This window comes from Bacillus sp. FSL R9-9492 (assembly GCF_038007365.1).
Lineage (GTDB): Bacteria > Bacillota > Bacilli > Bacillales > Bacillaceae_G > Bacillus_A > Bacillus_A mycoides.
Genome location: NZ_JBBOXC010000001.1, coordinates 5356243 through 5379923 on the forward strand (window position 1 = coordinate 5356243; position 23681 = coordinate 5379923).

Genomic DNA, 23681 nt, shown 5'->3' on the forward strand with positions numbered 1-23681 from the left:
GTCTTCGCCTTTTCATATTTCTTTCTTTTTTTCTACTCACCTGATTTTAAGGCAGAATAGATAAGGCATTTCTGCTTTTATTTAAGCCAGCTTCAGCAGCTAGAATGGTCGGTGGTTTCGCTTCTTCCTGCGAGGCAAAAAGCGCCTCTTCGTCAGGAGCTCCATCCCCCTCCCATTCTGAACGAGCCGCTTACGCTTTTTATTTAATCCAGTTCCAGCGGCTAGAATCTCCGGTCATTTCACTCTCTCACTCGAAGCAAAAAACGCTTCAAGGTCGAGAGTTCCAATGCCCTGCGATTCTAAATGAGCCGCTTACGCTTTTTATTTAATAACCAAATTCGGTTTTTTATTTAAGCTATGGCGGCCGTCTACGAAGCGTACTGTGCCTGATTTTGCACGCATAACAAGGGATTGTGTTGTTCCGACGCTACCTTTAAATTGAACGCCTCGTAATAGTTCTCCGTCTGTTACACCTGTTGCTGCAAAGATTGCATCGTCACCTTTTACTAAGTCTTCCATACGAAGGATACGATTGATATCTTCAATACCCATTCTTTTACAACGAGCTAGTTCAGCTTCGTTTTGAGGTAAGAGCTTCCCGTGAATTTCTCCACCTAAGCATTTTAATGCGACCGCAGCTAATACACCTTCAGGTGCTCCACCAGAACCGAATAGAATATCTACACCAGTACGGTCAAATGCTGTATTGATTGCTCCAGCTACATCTCCATCGTTAATTAATTTAATACGAGCACCAGCTTTACGAATTTCTTCGATAATTGCTTGATGACGTGGACGGTTTAAAACTGTCGCTACAACATCTTCGATATCTTTATTTTTCGCTTTCGCAACTGCACGTAAGTTGTCGATAATAGGTGCGTCAATATCAACTGCACCAACTGCTTCTGGACCAACCGCTATTTTATCCATGTACATGTCAGGAGCATGTAACAAATTGCCGTGATCTGCAATTGCAATAACAGCAAGCGCATTCCAGCCGCCAGCCGCTACGATATTTGTCCCTTCTAAAGGATCAACTGCAACGTCTACGCGTGGTCCATATCCTGTACCCAATTTTTCTCCGATATATAGCATTGGCGCTTCATCCATTTCACCTTCGCCAATTACAACTGTACCTTTCATCGGAATTGTATCAAATACATCACGCATAGCTGATGTTGCTGCACCATCTGCCTCATCTTTTTTTCCGCGCCCCATCCAACGCGCTGATGATAATGCTGCAGCCTCTGTTACACGTACTAACTCCATAGATAAACTTCTTTCCACGATAATCCCTCTCCTTTAAGTCTTTATATTTCTGCCGTATTTTGTGAACCTTGTTTTTCTATAAAGTGTACTTCCGTTAGTAGTGATTCTTCGCTCCCCATTAACGGAAGTATCACCACCTTATCCCGATTGGTGAGGGTTAATAATCGGCGTGGGATACCCCATACTGATTAAAGTTTCACTTTATGCATTCTTCATTTCTTCAATTTCTTGCTTTGTCATTTGTTCTCGCCAAATGTTTGCACCAAGCCCTTTAAGCTTGTCTACTATATTTTCGTAACCTCGATCAATATGATCAAGTCCCGTTACTTCTGTAATGCCATCTGCCATTAAACCCGCAATAACAAGGGACGCACCAGCTCGGAGGTCACTCGCTTTCACCTTCGCACCTTGCAATAAAACCGGTCCAGTCACAATTGCTGAACGGCCTTCTACTTTAATTTGCGCGTTCATACGGCGCAATTCATCAATATGCTTGAAACGTGCGCTGTAAATTGTATCAGTTACAACTCCTGTTCCATGCGCTTTTGTTAAAAGCGTTGTAAACGGCTGTTGTAAATCCGTTGGAAACCCTGGATATACAAGCGTTTTTACATCAACTACTTTTAACCTTCTATTGCCGTTCACTGTAATTTGGTCATCGTTCGTTTCAATTTGAACACCAGCTTCTCTTAGCTTCGCAGTAACGGATTCTAAATGCTGAGGAATAACATTATCAACTGTTACTTCTCCTCCTGACGCAGCCCCTAAAATCATATACGTACCAGCTTCAATACGGTCTGGAATAATAGTGTGGTGACAACCGTGCAGTGAATCCACACCATCAATTCGGATTACGTCTGTACCAGCACCTTTAATACGTGCTCCCATACTCGTTAACAATGTAGCTACATCAATAATCTCTGGTTCTTTCGCTGCATTTTCAATAACAGTTCTACCTTTCGCTCGTACAGCCGCTAGCATAATATTAATCGTAGCTCCTACACTAACAACATCTAAATAAATACGTGCCCCACGTAGTTCGTCTGCTCTTAAATAAATGGCACCTTGTTCATTTGTAACATATGCCCCTAACGCTTCAAACCCTTTAATATGCTGATCAATCGGTCGTGGCCCTAAATGACATCCACCTGGAAGCCCAATAACAGCTTTTTTAAAACGGCCAAGCATTGCACCCATTAAATAATAAGAGGCGCGCAATTTTTTCACTTTTCCATTTGGTAAAGGCATCGCAACCATGTTAGAAGGATCGACTACCATCTCTTCTTCCTGCCCATAAGTTACTTTCCCTCCAATTTCCTCTAGTAAGTCTCCTAACATTTTCACGTCCGAAATATTAGGAACACCGCCAATAGTTACTGGAGTATCTGCTAAAATTGTCGCTGGAATTAGTGCAACAGCACTGTTCTTTGCACCACTCACACGAATTGTTCCATTTAAAGCTCTTCCGCCTTCAATTAGCAACTTTTCCATATTGAGCTCCCTTCTTGTGAATGTATTTATCTTCTACTTCTTTATAAGAAGTAGAAGATTCCCCCTTAAGAATCTCAATCACTCTTTCCATCCCGAAACTCAATAAGTAGAAAACCATCACCTGTAGCTCCCCTGCTGTACAAATAGATGAAGATTAACTATTCATCGAATCAAATTACTCAATTCAGATACTTACCACATTTATTAATAGGACTATGCACATTATTTTCTATATTTGCAAACCAAAAATTCACTTTATAAAATCTTTAGACTTGTTCACGCTTTCATTATACAACGAAAGGAAACCGTCTAAAAGACTAGACGGTTTCCAAAACGGAATTTTATTCTTACGCTTTACCGTTAGAACCGAACTCACGCATTTTACCAGCAACAGTTGCTTTGATAGCGTCGCGGCCAGGTCCAATATATTTACGAGGATCGTAAACTTCTTGGTCTTTGTTTAATGCTTCACGAACAGCTTTTGTAAACTCAATTTGGTTCTCAGTGTTTACGTTAATTTTTGAAGTACCTAGAGAAATAGCTTTTACGATATCAGCAGTTGGGATACCAGTACCACCGTGTAATACTAAAGGTACGCCAGTGAAGTCACGAACTTGTTCCATTTCAGCGAATCCTAAGTTAGGCTCACCTTTGTAAGGACCGTGTACAGAACCTAAAGCTGGAGCTAGGCAATCGATACCTGTTGCTTCAACAAGGTGCTTACACTCTGCTGGATCAGCGTAAATTACGCCTTCAGCGATGATGTCGTCTTCTTGTCCGCCAACTGTTCCAAGCTCAGCTTCAACAGATACGTTACGAGCGTGTGCGTATTCTACCACTTTTTTAGTAGTTTCAACGTTTTCATCGAATGGGTGGTGAGAAGCGTCGATCATTACAGATGTGAAACCTGCATCAATTGCTTCTTTACATTTTTCGAAGCTTGAACCATGGTCAAGGTGAATCGCTACAGGAACAGAAATGTTCATTTCTTCGATTAAAGCTTTAACCATAGCTACAACTGTTTTGAAACCAGTCATATGACGAGCTGCACCCTCAGATACACCTAAGATTACAGGAGATTTTTCTTCTTCCGCAGCAGCTAAGATAGCTTGAGTCCACTCTAAGTTGTTCATGTTGAATTGACCAACTGCGTATTTTCCTTCTAGTGCTGTGTTTAGCATTTCTTTCATAGAAACTAAAGGCATGGTGAATCCTCCTAAAAAACGTTTTTTGTATCCGATAAATTCTTATCGCTGGTAGTATGACCAGAATAAGGTAAAATATGTATATTTACATACCGGACTTCTTTCTACACTCAATAGGATAACAACTTGTACTCAAAAACTCAACTGTATTCACCTGCTCAATAGTCCATGTAAACGCTTTTTTCCATATTTTTTATAAAAAATTCATTTTTTACGCCTCTACAGCAAGCTGATCTCTCACTGCTTGACGAATCTCATCAATATCAAACGGTTTAGCAAAGTGCATTAAAGCTCCTAAATCTTTCGCTTCTTGAATCATATCCAATTCTCCATAAGCAGTCATTAAAATCACTTTAATACTCTCATCAATTTCTTTTACATGTTTTAAAATCTCTATACCATCCATACCTGGGATTTTCATATCTAACACTACTAAATCCGGATTATCTTTTTTCACGATATCTAAAGCTTGAAATCCATTCGCTGCTTGGAACGTCTGATAACCTTCTTTTTGGAACACTTCATGCAATAAAACACGAATGCCATATTGATCATCAACGATTAAAATTTTCCCTTCCATAACTCCCAACCTTTCTGTGTAAGTACAAGATTTAAAGCTTCTTATATCTTATCGGTTTATTTTCGCTACTCTTTGCCAAATCCCTTCCTATTCTTTCTTATTTTACCGTTTCCTATTTTGTTATGCCACCCTACTATTTCCCCTTTCCAAAAAAAATAAGCTATAATGAGAACCAGCTAACACGAAAGAAAGGAGCAACAACATGTTAAAAATTTTCTCGACTCAATTAAGTGGATATTTCTCCCGAATTTCTCAAAAAGAGGAAATGAATATAGAAGATAGCGCTCGTCTACTTGCCCAGGCGTTAGTTGGCGACGGCTTCATTTACTTGCATGGTACAAACGAAATGGAAGGTATTGTTTCAGAAGCATTATTTGGCGCCGAACCAATGAAACAAGCAAAACGTTTAATAGAAAACGGTGAACCGGCGGCAGTGACTTCTGCGGACCGCGTACTTCTTATTAGTCGTTTTTCGACAGATGAAGAAATTATAAAAACCGCGAAAAAACTTCATGAAGAAGGCCAATCTATCGTTGGAATCTCGGCTATTCAAGAAGGTGTTGAATCACTGGAACAATATACAGATGTACATATTGATACAAAGCTGTTAAAAGGTCTTATTCCAGATGATGAAGGTAACCGCTATGGGTTCCCAAGTTTAATTATAGCTTTATTTGCTTATCACGGATTGAAATTTACAATTGATGAAATGTTAAACGAATATTAAAAAAAGCGCCCTATTTCAGGCGCTTTTTTTTATTACTTGCTCTCTTTATTCGTAATAGAAGCACTTACGAAGTCATGGAACAATGGTTGTGGACGGTTTGGACGAGATACAAGTTCTGGATGGAACTGTGCTGCCACGAACCAAGGGTGATCTTGTAATTCAATAATCTCCACTAGACGACCGTCTGGGCTTGTACCAGAGAATACAAATCCTGCTTTTTCCATATCTGGACGGAATTGATTGTTGAACTCATAACGATGACGATGACGCTCATATACAACCGGCTCATTGTAAGCATTGTAAGCATTTGTTTCTTCAGCAAGCTTACATGGGTATAGACCAAGGCGAAGTGTACCACCTAAATCTTCTACATCTTTTTGTTCTGGTAATAAATCGATAATTGCATAAGGTGTGTCAGGATTAATTTCAGAAGAGTTAGCTCCTTCTAATCCTAATACGTTACGTGCAAATTCGATTGATGCAAGTTGCATACCTAGGCAAATTCCTAAGAATGGAACTTTGTTTTCACGAGCATATTGAATTGCAACGATTTTACCTTCTACACCACGATCGCCGAAGCCACCTGGTACAAGGATACCATCTGTATCGCCAACTAATTCTTTTACGTTCTCTGCTGTTACGTGCTCAGCATTTACCCATTTCACTTCTACATCTGTGTCGAATGAATAACCTGCATGACGAAGCGCTTCTACAACAGAAATGTATGCATCTTGAAGCTCTACGTATTTACCAACAAGAGCGATTTTTGTTTTCTTAGAAAGGTTACGTACTTTATTAACTAGCGCAGTCCAATCTGTCATATCTGCAGCTGGATTGTCTAACTTCAAGTGATCACAAACGATTTGGTCCATGTTTTGTTCTTGAAGAGATAATGGAACCGCATATAAAGTATCTGCATCGCGTGCTTCGATAACTGCTTTTGTATCGATGTCACAGAATAATGCAAGCTTGTCTTTCATGTCCTGAGAAACAGGTAGTTCTGTACGAACAACGATAATATTTGGTTGAATACCTAAGCTGCGAAGCTCTTTAACGCTATGTTGCGTTGGTTTTGTTTTCATTTCACCCGCTGCTTTTAAGTACGGGATTAACGTACAGTGAATGTACATTACATTGTCACGACCGATGTCGCTCTTAATTTGACGAATTGCTTCTAAGAATGGTAGAGACTCGATATCACCAACAGTTCCACCGATTTCTGTAATAACAACGTCGGCATTTGTTTCGCGACCAGAACGATATACACGTTCTTTAATTTCGTTAGTAATGTGAGGAATAACTTGAACTGTTCCTCCTAAATATTCACCACGACGCTCTTTTTGAAGAACTGAAGAGTAAATTTTACCTGTTGTTACGTTGCTGTATTTATTTAAGTTGATGTCAATAAAACGCTCATAGTGACCTAGGTCTAAGTCCGTTTCTGCACCATCATCTGTTACGAATACCTCACCGTGTTGGTAGGGGCTCATAGTCCCTGGGTCTACGTTAATGTATGGATCAAACTTTTGAATAGTTACGTTTAAACCACGATTCTTTAAAAGTCTTCCAAGAGATGCTGCTGTAATACCTTTACCTAAAGACGATACTACACCGCCTGTTACAAAAATATACTTAGTCATGAAAAAGCTCCCTCCTATTTTGCTGTTATATAATCACCGTTGCAAAGCGCAACGTATGTAGATAACACTGTATCCATCTTATTGTTAGACTCTTTTTATTTTCTAAACAAAAAACAAAAAAGAAAATTGCTCCCCTCATCACATAAAGTAATAAGTAGGGAGCAATTTTCTTTTATATTTACACTTTAAAAGTATTATCGTCTTTTTTTAAAGAGCCCAAAAATGATTCTACATGGACGATAATGAAAAGTCAAGAACTACCGCTCTTCCTCTTCTTCTTCTTCAGTTTCATCATACTCAAGTTCTTCTTCTGCGAAGTCTTCATTATCTTCTTCTAAATCATCAAGATCATCATCTTCATCATCTGCGTCTTCGTCTTCAAGAACTTTGTCCAAATCTACTACATCTTCTTCTACTTCTTCTTCTACTTCTTCTACATCATCTTCTTCAATGTAGTCGTCAAAACCGTCTTCTTCAACTTTGCGTTTCTTCTTCGGTTTTGGCTGAGGCAGAATTTCTTCATCAATTTGCTCATATGGGTACCAGCTACGTAGCCCCCAACGATTTTCTCCTAAATTAATGAAACGTCCATCGATGTTTAAATCTGTATAAAATTGTGCGAGTTTCGTATTAACTTGCCCTTGAGATAGTCCCAGCACTTGAGCGATTTCTTGAACCAACTCGTTGAATGTCGTTGCTTGTCTTTTATTCCCTAAAACACTATGTACAACTTCAATCATTGAACATTCTTTTAGCTCTTCTGGTGAATATTGCTTAAAACCCACTTATGCGGCACTTCCTTTCTTCAAATATAAGCTTATATATAACGGTCTGCTTAAAAAAATCCATACTATTCATTATAAACAAAAGTCGCACAAATATGCTACAAAAAAAACGTGAAACTTTTATCCCGCTATTTACGGGCAATAAAATTATAATTTGTCCATTCTTTATTTCGGAGACATATGTGCTCCTTGCAGTACATACCTAATTTGCATTTCTGTATATTCTTCGAGAGTATACAGTTTTTGCAGGGCCCAACGTCTAAATCCCCACATTTGTCCTTGTATGAAAATATTATGTGCAAGAAGCTGTATTTCCTTTTTATTTAGTGTAAATGTCCCATTTTCCGTACACTGCTCTAAAATATCCTCAAACATCCCGACCATTTGAAACTCTTTTTCTAATACATATGGGAGTGATTCTTTCGGTAAAAAACGTACCTCTTGATACATAATTAATACTTCTTCTTGCAATTCATCCATCACTTTAAAATAATTCATTATCGCTATCTTTAAGCTTTCTATACTTCCCTTCTCTGTACACACTACTTCCTCTAACCGCTCTTTTACATGTTCATAAATACTATCACAAACTAAATATAATACATCATCTTTTGTGCGAATATACTCATAAAGTGTTCCGATACTAAATCCAGCCGCTTTCGCAATTTCTCTCGTTGTTGTACGCGGGAATCCTTTTTGCTTAAACAGCTGCACCGCACCTTTAATCATTTGTTCACGTCTTAACGCAACTAATTTTTCATCTTTCACTGACGCATGTACATTATGTTTAACCATCCCTTCACCTCTCTCTATTATTTTTGGAAGTAAAAAGCGTAGGAAAATACCTACGCTTTTGTTCCTACTTCGTTAACATACGAGAAATTACAAGCCTTTGAATCTCTTGTGTTCCCTCATATATTTGTGTAATCTTTGCATCGCGCATATAACGCTCTACTGGATAATCTTTCGTATAACCATAACCACCAAATACTTGTACCGCTTCAGTCGTTACCTTCATCGCTGTATCACCTGCAAATACTTTTGACATCGCTGACTCTTTCCCATACGGAAGCCCTTCAGATTCAAGCCAAGCCGCTTGATATGTTAAAAGACGCGCTGCCTCTACATCCGTTGCCATATCCGCAAGTTTAAAGCCAATTCCTTGTTGCGCCGCAATTGGCTTCCCAAACTGATGACGTTCTCTTGCATATTCTACAGAAGCATCTAAAGCGGATTGTGCAATACCGACTGCTTGTGCCGCAATACCATTACGGCCGCCATCTAATGTCTGCATCGCAACTTTAAATCCTTGGCCCTCTTCCCCTAGTAAATTCTCTACAGGAATACGGCAGTCTTCAAATATAATTTCAGTTGTTGGCGAAGAACGAATCCCCAGCTTACTTTCCTTCTTCCCAACCGAAAATCCTAGCGTATCACTCTCCACAATAAATGCACTCGTGCCGCGCTGCTTCGAATCAGGATCTGTTAATGCAAAAACAACATAAATATCAGCAATACCGCCATTTGTAATAAAAATTTTCGAACCATTTAAAATGTAATGGTCTCCATCTCGTTTTGCAGTCGTCCTCATTCCACCAGCATCTGATCCAGAGCTTGGTTCTGTTAAGCCATATGCACCAATTTTCTTCCCTTCAGCCATTGGGCGCAAAAACTTTTGTTTTTGCTCTTCCGTTCCAAATTTAAAAATTGGCCATCCAGCAAGTGAAGTATGTGCAGACAACGTTACACCTGTAGAAGCACAAACGCGGGATAATTCTTCAACGGCAATTACATACGCCAAGTAATCGCTTCCAATTCCGCCGTATTCTTCAGGCCACGGAATACCGGTTAAACCAAGCTCTGCCATTTGATCGAATAAAGCGCGATCAAATCGCTCTTCCTCATCACGCTCTGCTGCTGTCGGTGCTACTTCATTCCTTGCAAAATCCCGAACCATTTTTCTTATCATTTCATGTTCTTCTGATAATTTAAAATGCATTCCCGTCTCCCCCTCTGCCTTTTTATAAAGCTCGACTAATTACAAGCTTTTGTATTTCGCTCGTTCCTTCATATATTTGCGTGATCTTCGCATCACGGAAAAATCTTTCTACTGGATAATCTTTCGTATAACCATAACCACCAAATACTTGCACCGCTTCAATCGCAACTTCAACAGCCGTCTTAGAAGCAAATAATTTCGCAATAGAAGCTTCTTTACCGCATGGTAATCCTTGTGCTCTTAGCGATGCTGCTCTATATACAAGTAATCGCGATGCTTCTACACTTGTTGCCATATCTGCAAGTTTGAATCCGAGTCCTTGCTGCGCCGCAATTGGCTTGCCGAATTGCTCGCGCTCTTTCGCATAATCAATCGCACATGCAAGCGCCGCTTCCGCGATTCCTAATGCCTGTGCTCCAATCCCAATTCGTCCAACATCTAAATTCGCCATTGCCACCTTAAATCCTTGTCCTTCTTCACCAAGTAAATTCTCGGCCGGTACTTTCATATCTTCAAACGTAAGTTGTACTGTACGAGAACCAAGAAGCCCCATCTTATGCTCATCTTTTCCGATGATTAAGCCTGGTGTATCTTTCTCTACAATAAATGCAGAAATACCACTTTTCCCCGCCTCTGGATTTGTAGAAGCGAATACAATGTATGTACTTGCTTCACCACCATTTGTAATAAAGACTTTCGATCCATTAATGATGTAGTGATCGTCTTTCTTTACAGCTCTTGATTTCAAACTACCTGCATCTGATCCTGCATTCGGTTCTGTTAGAGCAAATGCGCCTAAATATTCACCAGTCGCCAATTTAGAAACATATTTCTGCTTCTGTTCTTCTGTTCCGAAGTATAAAATCGGATTCATTCCAACTGACGTATGTACAGCTAAAATTACACCAACCGTTGCACTTACCTTTGAAATTTCCTCAATTGCTAGAATGTAAGAAATAAAATCCATTTCTGCCCCGCCATATTTTGCAGGCGCTGGAATACCCATTAGTCCAAGCTCACCCATCTTTTGCAAAATCTCTTTCGGGAACACCCCTTGTTCCATACTAGGAACAAAGGGAGCTATTTCCTTCTGTGCAAAATCTCGAACCATTTTCCTCATCATTTGTTGCTCTTCAGTAAAGTGAAAATTCATGTACTTCGCCTCCGTTTGCTATATATCTTTTTAACAATCTGGTAAGACCACTACTTCAATAAAGGGAGGCCTTTATTCGTAAACGTAGAAACCACGACCCGTTTTACGTCCTAACCATCCTGCATTCACATACTTACGTAATAATGGACATGGGCGATATTTACTATCTCCTAATCCTTCATGCAACACTTCCATAATGTATAAACACGTATCTAAACCGATAAAGTCAGCTAACGTAAGAGGTCCCATCGGATGATTCATACCAAGTTTCATTACTTCATCAATCGCTTCTTTCGTCGCTACTCCTTCGTATAACGTATAAATCGCTTCGTTAATCATCGGTAATAAAATACGGTTCGATACAAACCCTGGGAAATCATTTACTTCAACTGGCACTTTCCCGATTTTTTTCGTAATATCCTCAATCGTTTCGTACACTGCATCATCTGTAGCTAAACCACGAATAATTTCAACGAGTTTCATAACTGGAACTGGATTCATAAAGTGCATGCCGATTACTTTCTCAGGACGTTTCGTTACCGCTGCAATTTCCGTAATTGGTAACGATGACGTATTCGTCGCTAAAATTGCGTGTTCTGGAGCGATTTCATCTAAATTCGCAAAAATTTTCTTTTTAATATCCATTTTTTCAACAGCTGCTTCAATAATAAGATCAGCTTCTTTGACACTATTTAAATCGAGCGTCCATGTAAGACGATTTAAAGTCGCATCTTTCTCTTCTTCCTTCATACGGCCTTTTTCTACTTGGCGGGCTAAATTTTTTGAAATAACAGCTAGCCCTCTATCTAATTGCTCTTGCTTTAAATCTTGCACTTTCACATCATAGCCTGCCATTGCACACACTTGTGCGATACCTGAACCCATTTGCCCTGCACCAATTACAACAATCTTTTGTACACTCATTTTTTCTTCCCCCTTAATTGTTAATAAACTATATATCTTCTAATCTTAATTAGTGAACTTCAATCATCACTGCATCACCTTGACCGCCACCGCTACAAATAGAAGCAATTCCAATTCCGCCGCCGCGCTGCTTCAGTGCGTGGATAAGTGTAACGATAATACGTGCTCCGCTCGCTCCAATTGGATGCCCCATTGCCACAGCACCGCCATTTACATTCAATTTTTCCGGATCGATCCCTGCGATTTCTGTACTTGCAATTGCTACAGCCGCAAATGCCTCATTGATTTCAAATAGATCTATGTCTTCAATTGTCTTACCTGTCTTTTTCAGCAATTCATTAATTGCATAACCTGGCGTTCTTGGGAAATCCTTCGATTCTACCGCAATCGCCGTATGCGCCAAAATTGTCGCTAATGGTTTTCTTCCTTCTTGCTTCGCTCTGTCCTCGCTCATTAATACAAGTGCAGCACCGCCATCATTTAGTCCCGGAGCATTACCTGCTGTCACCGCTGACGTCTTATCAAATACAGGCTTTAATTTCGCTAATTTTTCAATCGTTGTATCCGCGCGTGGCGCCTCATCCTTAGCCACGATGATAGGATCGCCTTTTCTTTGCTGAATTGTTACTGGTACAATCTCCTCTTCAAAACGCCCTTCTTTATGTGCCGAAACCGCACGTTGATGGCTACGATATGCCCATTCATCTTGTGCTTCGCGAGAGATTCCATCTTCCTTCGCAACTTCTCCGCCATAAACACCCATGTGTATACCTGAAAATGCGCATGTTAAACCGTCTGCAACGTTTAAATCGATAACTTCGTTGTTACCCATTCTGTATCCCCATCTTGCCCCTCGTAAAATGTAAGGGCTGTTACTCATCGATTCCATTCCACCAGCTACAATCAGTGATTGATCACCAGTACGAATAATTTGATCTGCTAACGTAACTGCGCGAAGCCCTGATGCACAAACTTTATTTACTGTTTCTGTCTGCACTTCCCAAGGAATGCCGGCCGCTCTTGCTGCTTGGCGTGATGGAATTTGTCCTTGCCCTCCTTGGATAACCGTTCCAAATATAACTTCTTCAACATCACTAGCGGAAACATTCGCCCTTTCAAGCGCTGCCTTAATTGCGATTCCTCCAAGCTCTGTTGCTTTCACGTCTTTTAAAGTTCCTCCAAATTTTCCAACCGGTGTTCTTGCAGCACTTAAAATAACTGTTTTACTCATGTTTCTTTCCCCCATTTCTTTTTTTAGCACCGAGCGCTCGCTCGGTATCCTTGCGCCTAGAAGAGGTGCAATTTTTGCACCTCTTTCTAAATTTGAATGCATTCCTACAAACTACATTGCTTCTTTCTTCTGTCCGATAACTGAGCGTTCTAAAATCTCTGTTACGTCCAAAGTTTGAACTGTTTCTTCAACTTCTTTCGCTTTCGTGCCATCACTAATCATCGTTAAGCAATACGGGCATCCTGTACCGATAATTGACGGCTGTACAGCTAGCGCTTGTTCTGTACGAGCAACGTTAATACGAGAACCTGTCGTTTCTTCCATCCACATTAGGCCGCCACCCGCACCACAGCACATTCCCGTTTCACGGTTACGCGCCATTTCTACAAGGTTTACACCTGGAATTGCTTTTAGAATATCGCGCGGCGCTTCGTATACTTCGTTGTATCTTCCTAAGTAACAGGAATCATGGTACGTAACTGTCTCTTCAATAGAATGGACAGGTTTTAAACGACCTTCCTTCACCCACTGGGCTAGTAATTCTGTATGATGATAGACTTCTGCTTGTAAGCCAAAGTCCGGGTACTCATTTTTAAAAGTGTTATAAGCATGAGGGTCGATCGTAACGATTTTCTTCACTCCTGCTTTTTCAAATTCTTCAATATTTTTATTCGCCATTTCCTGGAATACAAATTCATTTCCAAGGCGGCGCGGTGTATCACCAGAGTTCTTTTCCTTATTACCAAGAATTGCGAATGAAATGCCTGCTTCGTTCATTAGCTTCGCAAATGATATCGCAATCTTCTGACTGCGATTGTCATACGAACCCATTGATCCAACCCAGAATAAGTATTCAAACTCTTCGCCAGCTTTTGATTTCTCCTTTACAGTTGGAACTGTTACTTCATCGTCACCTTGGCGCCATGTTTCACGCTCTTTACGGTTCAGTCCCCACGGATTACCTTGACGCTCAATGTTTGTCATTGCACGCTGCGCTTCCGCGTCCATTTTTCCTTCTGTTAAAACGAGATAGCGGCGTAAATCAATAATTTTGTCAACATGCTCATTCATAACTGGGCACTGGTCCTCACAGTTACGGCACGTTGTACATGCCCAAATCTCTTCTTCTGTAATAACGTCTCCGATTAAACTTGGGTCGTACGCTAGCGCTGTAGCCGCTGATTCTTGTTGTCCTTTTCCAGCTGCCATCATCGCTAACTGATTTCCTTGTGTATTATTAAAAGCAACAACTGGAACCCACGGTGCTTTTGATGTTACCGCTGCGCCTTTATCAGTTAAATGATCACGAAGTTTTAAAATTAAATCCATCGGTGATAACATTTTCCCTGTTCCTGTTGCCGGACACATATTTGTACAACGACCACATTCGACGCAGGAATATAAGTCGATAAGTTGATTTTGTCTAAAGTCTTCAATTTTACCAACACCGAATGTTTCTTGTGTTTCATCTTCAAAATCAATTTTTTCAAGTTTTCCCGGATTTGAAAGACGACCAAAAAACACGTTAACTGGTCCAGCAATTAAATGCGCATGTTTTGATTGTGGAACATAAACTAAAAACGTTAACAAAATTAGTAAATGCACCCACCAAGAGAAATAGAACACTGAAATGGCTACGGTTTCATTTAATCCCGAGAAAACGTAAGCGATTGCAGAAGCGATCGGTTCACTCCATGAAAGCTCCTCGCCGTGCCATATAATTCCCATTCCATTACCAAGTAGCACAGAAATCATTAAGCCACCAATAAAGATAAGAACAAGTCCTGATTTAAAATTACGTTTCAAACGAACAAGCTTTTCAATATAGCGTCTATGAAAAGCCCAAAAGACTGCAATTAAAATAACGAGTGTGACAATTTCCTGGAAGAATGTAAATGCAGGGTATAGTGGTCCAAGTGGAAGATGCGATCCTGGTGCAAGTCCTTTCCAAACGAAGTCAATTGCTCCAAATTGGACAAGAATAAATCCGTAAAAGAACATAACGTGAATGATGCCGCTCTTTTTATCTTTCAGCAGCTTTTTCTGACCGAAAACATTGACCTTAAGAAGATCCCAACGCTCTTTAAAACGACGGTCAAATTCGATCTTTTTTCCTAATTGTATGTAGGCCATCCTTGTTCGTATAAGATATACAAACAAATACCCCGCATAAGCAATAACAGCAATGGCAGCCAGCCAATTAATGATTAGTAAGCTATTCATTTTATGCTACCCCTCTCTTTGTAAGCTCTCTTTCTTTTTTAGAATCTTCGAAAATATATAATTTTCTGAATTATATCCCCTATTCCCATTATATAATGAGTGAGCATTCAGTCAACAGTTTTTTGTTATACAACAACACATTTTTTAATAAAGCTGTTTATTTCGGTGAAACTATAAAGTGAAACTTTAATCGGCGGATCTCTTCATACCCAATGATTATTAACCCAAACTAATCGGACTTTTACGGGCTGCCTGCAAATAGCGGGATAAAGTGAATTTTTGATTTGTAAAAAATTGATGGTGAAAAGACCGTGAAGGAGGGAATTTACTTATGTTTTTCTTATCTCTCTTGTTATTAGGCAGCGCTCTCTGGATTACAATCGACCTTTCATATGGGAGAATTGTTCACTTAAAGCGTGTACGTTCTCGTTCTTTCCCTTTACGTCAAAGTGATTTTCGCCTTTATACATACGGAAATGATCTGTACGATGCTCTCTTTACTGATATAAGACAAGCTAAACACCATGTGCACGTTTTATTTTTCATTGTAAAAAACGATGACATAAGTCGTACGTTTTTAAAGTTACTTATCGATAAAGCACAAGAAGGAATTGAAGTAAGACTTTTACTCGACCGGTTTGGAAGTCATTATTTATCAAAAGAAACGATGTACTCCCTACAAAAGCATGGTGTCTCTTTTTCATTTTGTCACAAAGTGAAATTTCCTTTTCCTTTCTTTTCTGCAAATCAAAGAAACCATAGAAAAATTACAGTTATTGACGGGGAAATTGGTTATATTGGCGGATTTAACATTGGTGAGGAATATTTAGGGCATAATCAAAGGTTAGGGTTATGGCGAGATTATCATTTACGTCTTACAGGAGAAGGGATACAAGATTTACAAAAACAATTTTTACATGATTGGCTCGACGATACAGACCAAAATTTATTAGATTCATCTCTTTATTTTCCTACGCAACAACCAGGGACCGTTCTACATCGTTTCATCCCTACTGATGGTGCCTATTTACAAAATACATTTTTACATTTAATCGAAAGCGCGAAAAAAGAACTCTTTATCGGTACACCATATTTTATTCCTGGAAAAAAAATTATGAATGCATTATTAAAAGCGCGAAAACGTGGGGTTCAAATAACCATTCTCGTTCCACAAAAGGCTGATCACGCCCTCGTTCGAGAAGCAAAATTCCCATATTGCCGAAAGTTAATACAAGCTGGTTGTAATATTTACGCTTTTCAGCAAGGATTTTTCCACGCAAAAATTATTATAGTAGACGATCATATTTGTGATATTGGAACTGCTAATTTCGATATGAGAAGTTTATATGTTAACCATGAAATCAATTGCCTTTTATACGATAAACATTTCATACAAGAAGTAAAAAGTAAATTCGAGGAAGATTTGGGACGCTCCTCATTACTTTCCTTTGAAGATGTCAGCCCTCTCTCCATTATCGGTAGAGGAAAGGAATGGATAGGAACGATACTCGCGTTCTTTTTATAGGGAAATTTCAAGAGCAAAAGAGGTGCATCACATATGATAATTCGATTTGGATATGTCTCACATGCTATGGCATTATGGGACTGTTCGCCTGCCAAAACAATAACATTTACAAGCTGGAAAAAACTAAAAAAACAAGAGCGTGCAGATAAATTGTATAATGTTACACTGCAAAATCTAGAACACACAATACGCATCCTTCATTACAATATTGCACACGAAATTCCATTATATCGTTTATCATCTTCTATCGTCCCGCTTGCAACACATCCTGAAGTTAAATTTGATTACATCCAAATATTTGCACCGCTTTGGCGTAAAATAGGGGCATTAATTCAGGAACACAATTTGCGCATAAGTTTCCATCCCAATCAATTCACACTATTTACAAGCGACAAACCACATATTACAACTAATGCAATTACAGATATGACCTATCATTATAACGTGTTAAATGCTATGGGAATTGCAGATTCTTCCTACATTAATATCCATGTAGGTGGCGCATATGGAAATAAGGAGACGGCAATCGAGCGTTTTCATGAAAACATACAAAAACTTCCTTACCATATAAAAAGACAAATGACTCTTGAAAATGACGATAAAACATATACAACTTCTGAAACTTTGGCTATTTGTCAAAAAGAAAAAATCCCTTTCGTGTTCGATTATCATCACCACATAGCGAACCTTTGTAATGAACCGCTAGAAGAATTACTTCCTATGATATTTAAAACTTGGTCACATACAAATGTCCTTCCTAAAGTTCATATTTCTTCTCCTAGATCAGAAAAAGAATTTAGGGCCCACTCAGATTATATTGATTTAGAGTTTATTAAACCCTTTTTACACATCGCAAAAAAAGTTGATTATAATTTCGATATTATGATTGAGAGTAAACAAAAGAATTTAGCACTTCTTCAATTAATAGAAGAGCTCTCTTCTATTAGGGGAGTGAAAAGAATAAAAGGCGCAACATTACAATGGTAAATTGTAACGTTGCGCTATTTTTTTCAAAAAGTATTTCTTATAGTAAAAAAGCTCCTGTTTTATATGCTATTATTTAAATTAGCATTTTCCCCCTGTGATTCAACTTTATTGAAACGGAGCCATTATATGATCAATCAAAAAAAATATGTACAATTTGTCATGATGTATATTATTATATTTTCTCTTTGGATATTCCTTATCCCTAAGGACTTGAATATAAAAGAAATTGGAATTCTCTTCTTATTTTGTTTTGCTGCACTCTTTTCTTGCTATTGTTTATATAAAGCAATTAAAAAAATGAAGCGCGGTGATAAACTATTTTGGGTTTTACTACTATGTACTTGCCTATGTGGGCTAACTATGGAAATAACTTTATTTCTTCATTCTCTTTCTATTTATGACCAAGTCATATTTTCATATAAAGCACTACCCTTTTTCATCGTACAATATATTTTGCTCTTTTCTGGCTTTGCTATAAAGTTTATACAACATTACTCCATTAGAGGTCTTGCCCAATTTTCATTCGATAGCATCTTTATTGTTATTATGAATATTTATTTTACCTTAACCTTTATTTTAGATATTTCAAGCTTTCGTATGTTAACCAAGGAAGCGTGGATTTTGATTGGGTATTTTATTGCACAATCATTAGTAATTTACGCCGTTATTAGCCTATATAGAAGAGAACGGTATTCTTCTAGTAGAATCTCATTAATTATTGGCTTTACTATCATACTTGTTTACGGATATATACACTTGCTTCAGATAAACTCAGGGATGGAAACCTCTTCTGAAGTCTCTTATTTAATACATACTGCTTCGATTTTACTAATCGGTTTATCGTCCATACTGTACATTTGGGATAAACCAATACAACATGAAACGAAAACGAAATATTATCGATTCGATTATGTACGCTTTATATTACCTTATTTTAGTATAATCATTACTTTTTCCTTTGCTGTTATTCAGCCTTGGGATGATAAGTTCATGCTAATCGGTCTAGTATTATCACTAGTCTTATTATTCCTACGACAACTTTTCATGTGGAAAGATAATCAAGTATTAATCGATACGTATGAACAGTTGACTACACAACTAGAAGGTGCAGTTGAAGAAGGCGTATCTGCCCTATCAAAAAGTGAACAACGTTATAAATCTTTATTCGAAGATCATCCTGATGCTGTTTTTTCTTTAAATATGAATGGGATTTTTCAACAATCTAATAAGGCTTGTGAAAGTTTATTTACAGCCTATTATTGTGAAGTAACAAGCTATTCTCTTCAACACTTCATTGATCCACAAGATCATGAATTATTGAAGAAATCTTTACAAATTACAAAAGAAGGTAGACCACAAACTCTAGAAATTCGTACAAAAGAAAAAGAAGGATATTATTATCACCTTCACATTACATTCATCCCTATTTTTATAAATAAAGAAGTTGTTGGGATGTTTGGTATCGCACGTGATATTACAACTTTATATGAAAAACAAAAGCAAGTAGAGCATATGGCTTTCCATGATGCACTTACAGGACTACCGAATCGACGGAAATTCGAAAAAGATTTAAAAACGATTTTAAATCTAGCTCAAAACAACACTAATGACGTTGCGGTCATGTTCCTCGACCTAGATCGATTTAAAAAAATTAACGATCGACTCGGCCATGATGTCGGGGATTTATTATTAATTGAAGTAGCAAAAAGATTACGTGGATGTTTACGTTCAAAAGATATCGTTGCCCGCCAAGGCGGAGATGAATTTACGATTCTATTACCAGATATGTACTCTGAAAAAAGTGCTTCTTTTATGGCTGAACAAATTTTAACTATTTTAAATAAGCCTTACTTTATTAAAGATGAAGAACTTTCTGTTACACCGAGTATCGGAATTGCGATGTACCCTGACTACGGAACCGATGTAACCGAATTAATGAAAAATGCAGATATGGCTATGTATCGAGCAAAGGCTAATGGAAAAAATAGATTTATTTTCTTCTCAAAAGAAATGAGTATTGCGCAAAATGAAATACACTTCCTAGAAGGTGAACTTTCAAAAGCTCTACAACAAAATGAATTTTTCCTTGAATATCAACCACAAGTAAATACAAAAACAAAACAAATTATCGGTTTTGAGGCATTAATTCGCTGGAAACATCCAAAACTCGGAATTGTATCGCCTGCCCAATTCATTCCTCTAGCAGAGGAAACAGGATTTATTATTGAACTTGGTAATTGGATTTTACGTACCGCCTGCTTAGAAGCAAAAAAGTGGCATAACCAAGGATTTTCTCAATTAAAGGTTGGTGTAAATTTATCTGTTGTTCAATTCAATCACGCAGATTTAATATCAACTATTTCAAAAGTCTTGGAAGAAACCGAACTAAAGCCGGAAGCGCTAGATATTGAGATTACAGAAAGTATCGCGATTAATCAAAATCATTCTGTAATTGCTAAACTAGAAGAACTTCAAAATCTCGGTATCCAAATTTCAATTGATGACTTTGGAACTGGTTATAGTTCTTTAGCTTATTTAACGAAATATCCAATCAATACATTAAAAATTGCTCGAGAATTTATTTGTGGAATTACAAATAGCCCTTTAGAAGAAGCCATTATCGCTTCCATTATTACGCTATCAAAAGAATTAAATTTAGAGGTTATTGCGGAAGGTGTAGAAACAGAAGAACAATGGAAGTTTTTACACGAGCAAAACTGTGACCACATTCAAGGATTCCTCTTTAGCAAACCTGTTTCTAGTAAAGACGTTTGGAGGTTACTCCACAAAAAAACAACCGTCTAAGTAAGACGGTTGTTTTTTTAATGTTCAAATGGTAAATCTGAAGCTAATTGTACCTCTTGATCATTATGAGAAATTACTTGGCTTTTCTCTAAAGCTGTATCTGTTAATGAAATACCCCATGCCATTGCTAACGTTAATAGACTACCAATAAGTAGTTTTTTCATATTCCATCACCCACATCGTTTTCTTTTAATATATCATGAAAATTTATCCACAACTTATGCAATTATGCATACCCATTTTTTGGAGATTTAATTACTTTTTGTGGATGTAACTTACGAAATATACCACTATACATATTCCAAATCATTTTAATTTAAATACTTCTTTTTTTTTAATAACGTCTCTTTGTAAGAATGTAAATCTAATAAATCAAAGAAGAAAGACGCTTTTTTATACACTTCTTTAATATCATCTGATGAATACTCTAATTTCTCAAGACACTCGCCCTTTTGATAATACAATTGACCGATTAATTCCATACTTCCCATATACCGAGAAGCTTCAATCGCTTCATTTACTTGATACAATGCCTCTTCAAACTGATCACTCAAATATAAAGCTTTTGCATAATTGTATCGAACTTTAACTGTGAATGCCTCATTATTATGTAGCGATTCTAACCGTTCTAAAATAGCTCGAAATGAAGTTATTGCCCTATCTAATTGATTATTTTCTGCACAAATACTTGCAATAGAATTTTCAATATATAAATTTTGAAATACATCTATCCCTCCGTATGATTGATGTACAATTTTTTTTAACTCTAAAATGCAATATTCAAAATTAATTTTCTGTAAAACATATGCAGATAAGTAATAGTACCAAAGAAGAAACTGATTAAATTCTGGATGAAACTTTTCTTTTTTTAATTCATTTGAAACAATGCTATAAATTTCAGCATATTGTTTCTTCTTACTCAACATTTGAATTCTATCTTTAAATAACTTTTTCCTCTCAATATCGGAATAAATGAGTACCTCATAAAAATGAATAATGGGAACTTGTAATTTTGCTGCTATACCTTGCAGTATATCCATACTTGGGTATACCGCGCCCGATTCAATTCGGCTCACTTCCGATTGATGACATACATTATCGGAGAGTTGTTTCTGTGTTAATCCTCTCATTACCCTAATTTTCTTTATTTCACTTCCTAATTTTTCTGCGTGCATACTTACTCACCATCCCATTATAACAATCTAATTTTTTTAAGTTGTCATACCACTACAATAATGTGAATTCGACAATTTTTGATATGAAATAATGCATAATATATATAAAATTCGGCTAATTCCTCATACAATTCATCTCACATACACAATACAAGATTAGGAGTGTTATAGATGAATTATAGAAAACTTGCTAGTGCTGTCGTTACATTCGGTCTTCTTTGTCCTTTATCAACAGAAGCTATTCACGCTCAAGAATTAGATAAAAATGAAGTGAAAGTTGAAATTGCTCAGCCTGGTTTAACAATCGGAAAATTAACACAACCTCAAAACGATACAAAAGAGAATATTGCTAAAAAGTATTTAAAAGGTGAGGTAAATGGGGCTAAAGCTCAACAAGAGCAAGTTACTACTGAAAAGAATGTCGATTTTCAACCTACAAATAAAGAAACAAAAGAAAATCAAACCGAATTACGCCTTGCACAAACATACAAAAATTATAAAGTATATGGTCAAGATCTCATTGTAAAAGTAGATAAAAATGGAGTAATTACAACTGTTAGTGGTAAAGTTGCCCAAAATTTAGACCAACAACTTAATCTTACTATAACAAATTTTTTGTCGAAAAATGAAGTAAAATCTAAATTACGCAATATACTTCAAATTCCAAGTGATGCGACAGAAACAGAATTTTCTAGCGAAACGGTAGTTTATAAGAAAAAAGATGGCTACTATACATACGCAACGGTCCTTACATTTACTTATGAAAACAATGAACAAGTTATAAACGGAAATGCAATCATGGACTTACAAACTGGTGAAGTACTTTTCCAAGAAAAGTTTATTAAAAATAAAGAGAATAAAACTATTAATCAAGTAACAGCACCTAAACTATCACCAGCGAAAGAACAAGGAACTGGGAAAAATGCGCTACAAGAAAATGTATTATTTAATATTGCGAAAGGCTCTGATGGAAAATTTTATTTAGCTGATTTATCCCGCGGAAATGGTATTTATATTTACAACGCAAACTACGCTGATTCCCTTGGTGGCGATAGCCAAGCTGGTTATCCAGGGACACTTATTTCAAGCGATAACTCTAACTTCTTAGATAAAGAAGCAGCTGGTGTTATGAAAAATATGAGTGATATTTACGACTATTTTAAGAAAGAACATAATCTGAAAAGTTACGATAATAAAGACTCAAAAGTTGTTGCTAGCGTCCACGGATTTGATTCTACTGAAGTTAGTGATGGTGTAAAAGAAAACTATGTAAATGCATTTTGGCATCCAGGTTGGAATCAAATGGTCTTTGGTGACGGGCTAAATGGAAAATTAACCTCTGCTCTTGACGTAACAGCTCATGAATTTGGACATGCTGTATTTAGTGGTACGACGAAAAATAAAATTGTGCGATATCCAAGTGCTGAAACATCTGCGCTAAATGAAGGTCTAGCAGATTTTTGGGGTACACAAATAGAATATTACGTAAAGAAAGATAAAGGAAATTGGATTATGGGTGATACGTTAGGTGGTCTAACAATTCGTGACATCCCAGGGGAAATTGGTGACGGCGGCAACAAACTATACACAAACTTAAAAGATTTCTATAATGATGGAAATGATCAAGAATCTCACGTGAATTCTGGAATTATCAGCCATGTATTATATCAATTAGCTGAAGGTAAAACGTATAACGGTATATCTGTTCAAAGACAAGGAAATGAAAAAGTAAGTAAAGTTGTTATGCGTGCATTGCAAAATTACGCAACTTCAGCAGAAGATTTTGAATCACTTCAATCCCACATCGTACAGGCTGCAAAAGATTTATATGGCAATACAACATCGACAGAATTCGAAAAGGCTTTCCAAGCACATGGATATAAAGCACTAGCAAAAATTAGTAAAGTAGTAGAAGTACAACAAGGAAAATAAGCAAAAAAGAAGTTTACCACTCATAGGTAA

General features: G+C 37.5%; 19 protein-coding genes. 5 read left to right on the top strand and 14 right to left on the bottom strand.

The genetic code is table 11. The features are described from left to right. Nucleotides 1-321: 321 nt before the first annotated feature. The 4 genes from glpX to spo0F all read right to left on the bottom strand — a co-directional run bounded on the left by glpX (nt 322) and on the right by spo0F (nt 4545). Complete coding sequence (glpX, locus tag MKY70_RS27630) at nt 322-1287, bottom strand: class II fructose-bisphosphatase (protein WP_002016310.1); 966 nt, start codon at nt 1285-1287, stop codon at nt 322-324. A gap of 183 nt (nt 1288-1470) precedes the next feature. Next, a complete protein-coding gene (gene murA / locus MKY70_RS27635) occupies nt 1471-2760 on the bottom strand; it encodes a UDP-N-acetylglucosamine 1-carboxyvinyltransferase (protein ID WP_002034893.1) in 1290 nt (429 codons plus the stop codon). Between the two features lie 347 nt (nt 2761-3107). Further along, nucleotides 3108-3965, bottom strand: coding sequence for a class II fructose-bisphosphate aldolase (locus MKY70_RS27640; RefSeq protein ID WP_002016312.1), 858 nt, complete (start codon nt 3963-3965; stop codon nt 3108-3110). 211 nt (nt 3966-4176) lie between these two features. Beyond that, nucleotides 4177-4545: a sporulation initiation phosphotransferase Spo0F gene (gene spo0F, locus MKY70_RS27645; RefSeq protein WP_000398592.1), complete on the bottom strand. Its 369-nt coding sequence runs from the start codon at nt 4543-4545 to the stop codon at nt 4177-4179. A gap of 202 nt (nt 4546-4747) precedes the next feature. On the opposite strand from spo0F, the gene MKY70_RS27650 reads away from it, so the two are divergent. Continuing rightward, entirely contained in the window at nt 4748-5272 is a 525-nt protein-coding gene (locus MKY70_RS27650) for a DUF2529 domain-containing protein (RefSeq protein ID WP_002143880.1), read from the top strand. Between the two features lie 32 nt (nt 5273-5304). Here MKY70_RS27650 and pyrG read toward each other — a convergent pair whose 3' ends face one another. The 8 genes from pyrG to MKY70_RS27690 all read right to left on the bottom strand — a co-directional run bounded on the left by pyrG (nt 5305) and on the right by MKY70_RS27690 (nt 15227). After that, nucleotides 5305-6912: a CTP synthase gene (gene pyrG / locus MKY70_RS27655; RefSeq protein ID WP_002016314.1), complete on the bottom strand. Its 1608-nt coding sequence runs from the start codon at nt 6910-6912 to the stop codon at nt 5305-5307. A gap of 257 nt (nt 6913-7169) precedes the next feature. Further along, a complete protein-coding gene (rpoE, locus tag MKY70_RS27660; RefSeq protein WP_002143883.1) occupies nt 7170-7697 on the bottom strand; it encodes a DNA-directed RNA polymerase subunit delta in 528 nt (175 codons plus the stop codon). 165 nt (nt 7698-7862) lie between these two features. Continuing rightward, nucleotides 7863-8492 carry a TetR/AcrR family transcriptional regulator gene (locus MKY70_RS27665; protein WP_002034889.1) on the bottom strand — a complete coding sequence of 210 codons (630 nt, stop codon included), beginning with the start codon at nt 8490-8492 and terminating at the stop codon, nt 7863-7865. Nucleotides 8493-8556: 64 nt separating this feature from the next. Then, nucleotides 8557-9696, bottom strand: coding sequence for an acyl-CoA dehydrogenase AcdA (gene acdA, locus MKY70_RS27670; RefSeq protein ID WP_002016320.1), 1140 nt, complete (start codon nt 9694-9696; stop codon nt 8557-8559). A gap of 22 nt (nt 9697-9718) precedes the next feature. Then, on the bottom strand, nt 9719-10849 hold the full coding sequence (locus tag MKY70_RS27675; protein WP_341026242.1) for an acyl-CoA dehydrogenase: 1131 nt from the start codon (nt 10847-10849) through the stop codon (nt 9719-9721). A 72-nt stretch (nt 10850-10921) separates the two neighbouring features. After that, nucleotides 10922-11773 carry a 3-hydroxybutyryl-CoA dehydrogenase gene (locus MKY70_RS27680; RefSeq protein WP_002016322.1) on the bottom strand — a complete coding sequence of 284 codons (852 nt, stop codon included), beginning with the start codon at nt 11771-11773 and terminating at the stop codon, nt 10922-10924. A 49-nt stretch (nt 11774-11822) separates the two neighbouring features. Then, nucleotides 11823-13106 (bottom strand): acetyl-CoA C-acetyltransferase, encoded by a 1284-nt coding sequence (locus MKY70_RS27685; RefSeq protein ID WP_081085905.1) that lies wholly within the window; start codon nt 13104-13106, stop codon nt 11823-11825. Between the two features lie 9 nt (nt 13107-13115). Beyond that, nucleotides 13116-15227, bottom strand: coding sequence for a heterodisulfide reductase-related iron-sulfur binding cluster (locus tag MKY70_RS27690; protein WP_002016324.1), 2112 nt, complete (start codon nt 15225-15227; stop codon nt 13116-13118). A 331-nt stretch (nt 15228-15558) separates the two neighbouring features. Between MKY70_RS27690 and cls the strand changes: the two genes are divergently transcribed. The 3 genes from cls to MKY70_RS27705 all read left to right on the top strand — a co-directional run bounded on the left by cls (nt 15559) and on the right by MKY70_RS27705 (nt 20544). Further along, on the top strand, nt 15559-16752 hold the full coding sequence (gene cls / locus MKY70_RS27695) for a cardiolipin synthase (protein WP_341026246.1): 1194 nt from the start codon (nt 15559-15561) through the stop codon (nt 16750-16752). Between the two features lie 33 nt (nt 16753-16785). After that, nucleotides 16786-17739 (top strand): UV DNA damage repair endonuclease UvsE, encoded by a 954-nt coding sequence (gene uvsE / locus MKY70_RS27700; protein ID WP_341026249.1) that lies wholly within the window; start codon nt 16786-16788, stop codon nt 17737-17739. A 126-nt stretch (nt 17740-17865) separates the two neighbouring features. Next, nucleotides 17866-20544 carry a DUF4084 domain-containing protein gene (locus MKY70_RS27705; RefSeq protein ID WP_341026250.1) on the top strand — a complete coding sequence of 893 codons (2679 nt, stop codon included), beginning with the start codon at nt 17866-17868 and terminating at the stop codon, nt 20542-20544. A gap of 17 nt (nt 20545-20561) precedes the next feature. Here MKY70_RS27705 and papR read toward each other — a convergent pair whose 3' ends face one another. Together papR and MKY70_RS27715 are read right to left on the bottom strand one after the other, a co-directional pair. Continuing rightward, nucleotides 20562-20708 (bottom strand): quorum-sensing peptide PapR, encoded by a 147-nt coding sequence (papR, locus tag MKY70_RS27710; RefSeq protein WP_000734740.1) that lies wholly within the window; start codon nt 20706-20708, stop codon nt 20562-20564. A 147-nt stretch (nt 20709-20855) separates the two neighbouring features. Then, a complete protein-coding gene (locus MKY70_RS27715) occupies nt 20856-21719 on the bottom strand; it encodes a helix-turn-helix domain-containing protein (RefSeq protein WP_002130082.1) in 864 nt (287 codons plus the stop codon). A gap of 171 nt (nt 21720-21890) precedes the next feature. Here MKY70_RS27715 and MKY70_RS27720 point away from each other — a divergent pair, with 171 nt between their 5' ends. Continuing rightward, nucleotides 21891-23651, top strand: a complete 1761-nt coding sequence (locus tag MKY70_RS27720) for a M4 family metallopeptidase (protein WP_113770384.1) — start codon at nt 21891-21893, stop codon at nt 23649-23651. Nucleotides 23652-23681 lie beyond the last annotated feature (30 nt).

Coding starts and splice junctions, on each gene's coding strand:
- murA (WP_002034893.1), bottom strand. CDS start 2,760: ATGGAAAAGTTGCTAATTGAAGGCGGAAGAGCTTTAAATGGAACAATT.
- spo0F (WP_000398592.1), bottom strand. CDS start 4,545: ATGGAAGGGAAAATTTTAATCGTTGATGATCAATATGGCATTCGTGTT.
- MKY70_RS27665 (WP_002034889.1), bottom strand. CDS start 8,492: ATGGTTAAACATAATGTACATGCGTCAGTGAAAGATGAAAAATTAGTT.
- MKY70_RS27685 (WP_081085905.1), bottom strand. CDS start 13,106: ATGCATTCAAATTTAGAAAGAGGTGCAAAAATTGCACCTCTTCTAGGC.
- MKY70_RS27675 (WP_341026242.1), bottom strand. CDS start 10,849: ATGAATTTTCACTTTACTGAAGAGCAACAAATGATGAGGAAAATGGTT.
- MKY70_RS27715 (WP_002130082.1), bottom strand. CDS start 21,719: ATGCACGCAGAAAAATTAGGAAGTGAAATAAAGAAAATTAGGGTAATG.
- MKY70_RS27650 (WP_002143880.1), top strand. CDS start 4,748: ATGTTAAAAATTTTCTCGACTCAATTAAGTGGATATTTCTCCCGAATT.
- cls (WP_341026246.1), top strand. CDS start 15,559: ATGTTTTTCTTATCTCTCTTGTTATTAGGCAGCGCTCTCTGGATTACA.
- MKY70_RS27705 (WP_341026250.1), top strand. CDS start 17,866: ATGATCAATCAAAAAAAATATGTACAATTTGTCATGATGTATATTATT.
- uvsE (WP_341026249.1), top strand. CDS start 16,786: ATGATAATTCGATTTGGATATGTCTCACATGCTATGGCATTATGGGAC.
- MKY70_RS27680 (WP_002016322.1), bottom strand. CDS start 11,773: ATGAGTGTACAAAAGATTGTTGTAATTGGTGCAGGGCAAATGGGTTCA.
- MKY70_RS27640 (WP_002016312.1), bottom strand. CDS start 3,965: ATGCCTTTAGTTTCTATGAAAGAAATGCTAAACACAGCACTAGAAGGA.
- MKY70_RS27720 (WP_113770384.1), top strand. CDS start 21,891: ATGAATTATAGAAAACTTGCTAGTGCTGTCGTTACATTCGGTCTTCTT.
- pyrG (WP_002016314.1), bottom strand. CDS start 6,912: ATGACTAAGTATATTTTTGTAACAGGCGGTGTAGTATCGTCTTTAGGT.
- acdA (WP_002016320.1), bottom strand. CDS start 9,696: ATGCATTTTAAATTATCAGAAGAACATGAAATGATAAGAAAAATGGTT.
- MKY70_RS27690 (WP_002016324.1), bottom strand. CDS start 15,227: ATGAATAGCTTACTAATCATTAATTGGCTGGCTGCCATTGCTGTTATT.
- papR (WP_000734740.1), bottom strand. CDS start 20,708: ATGAAAAAACTACTTATTGGTAGTCTATTAACGTTAGCAATGGCATGG.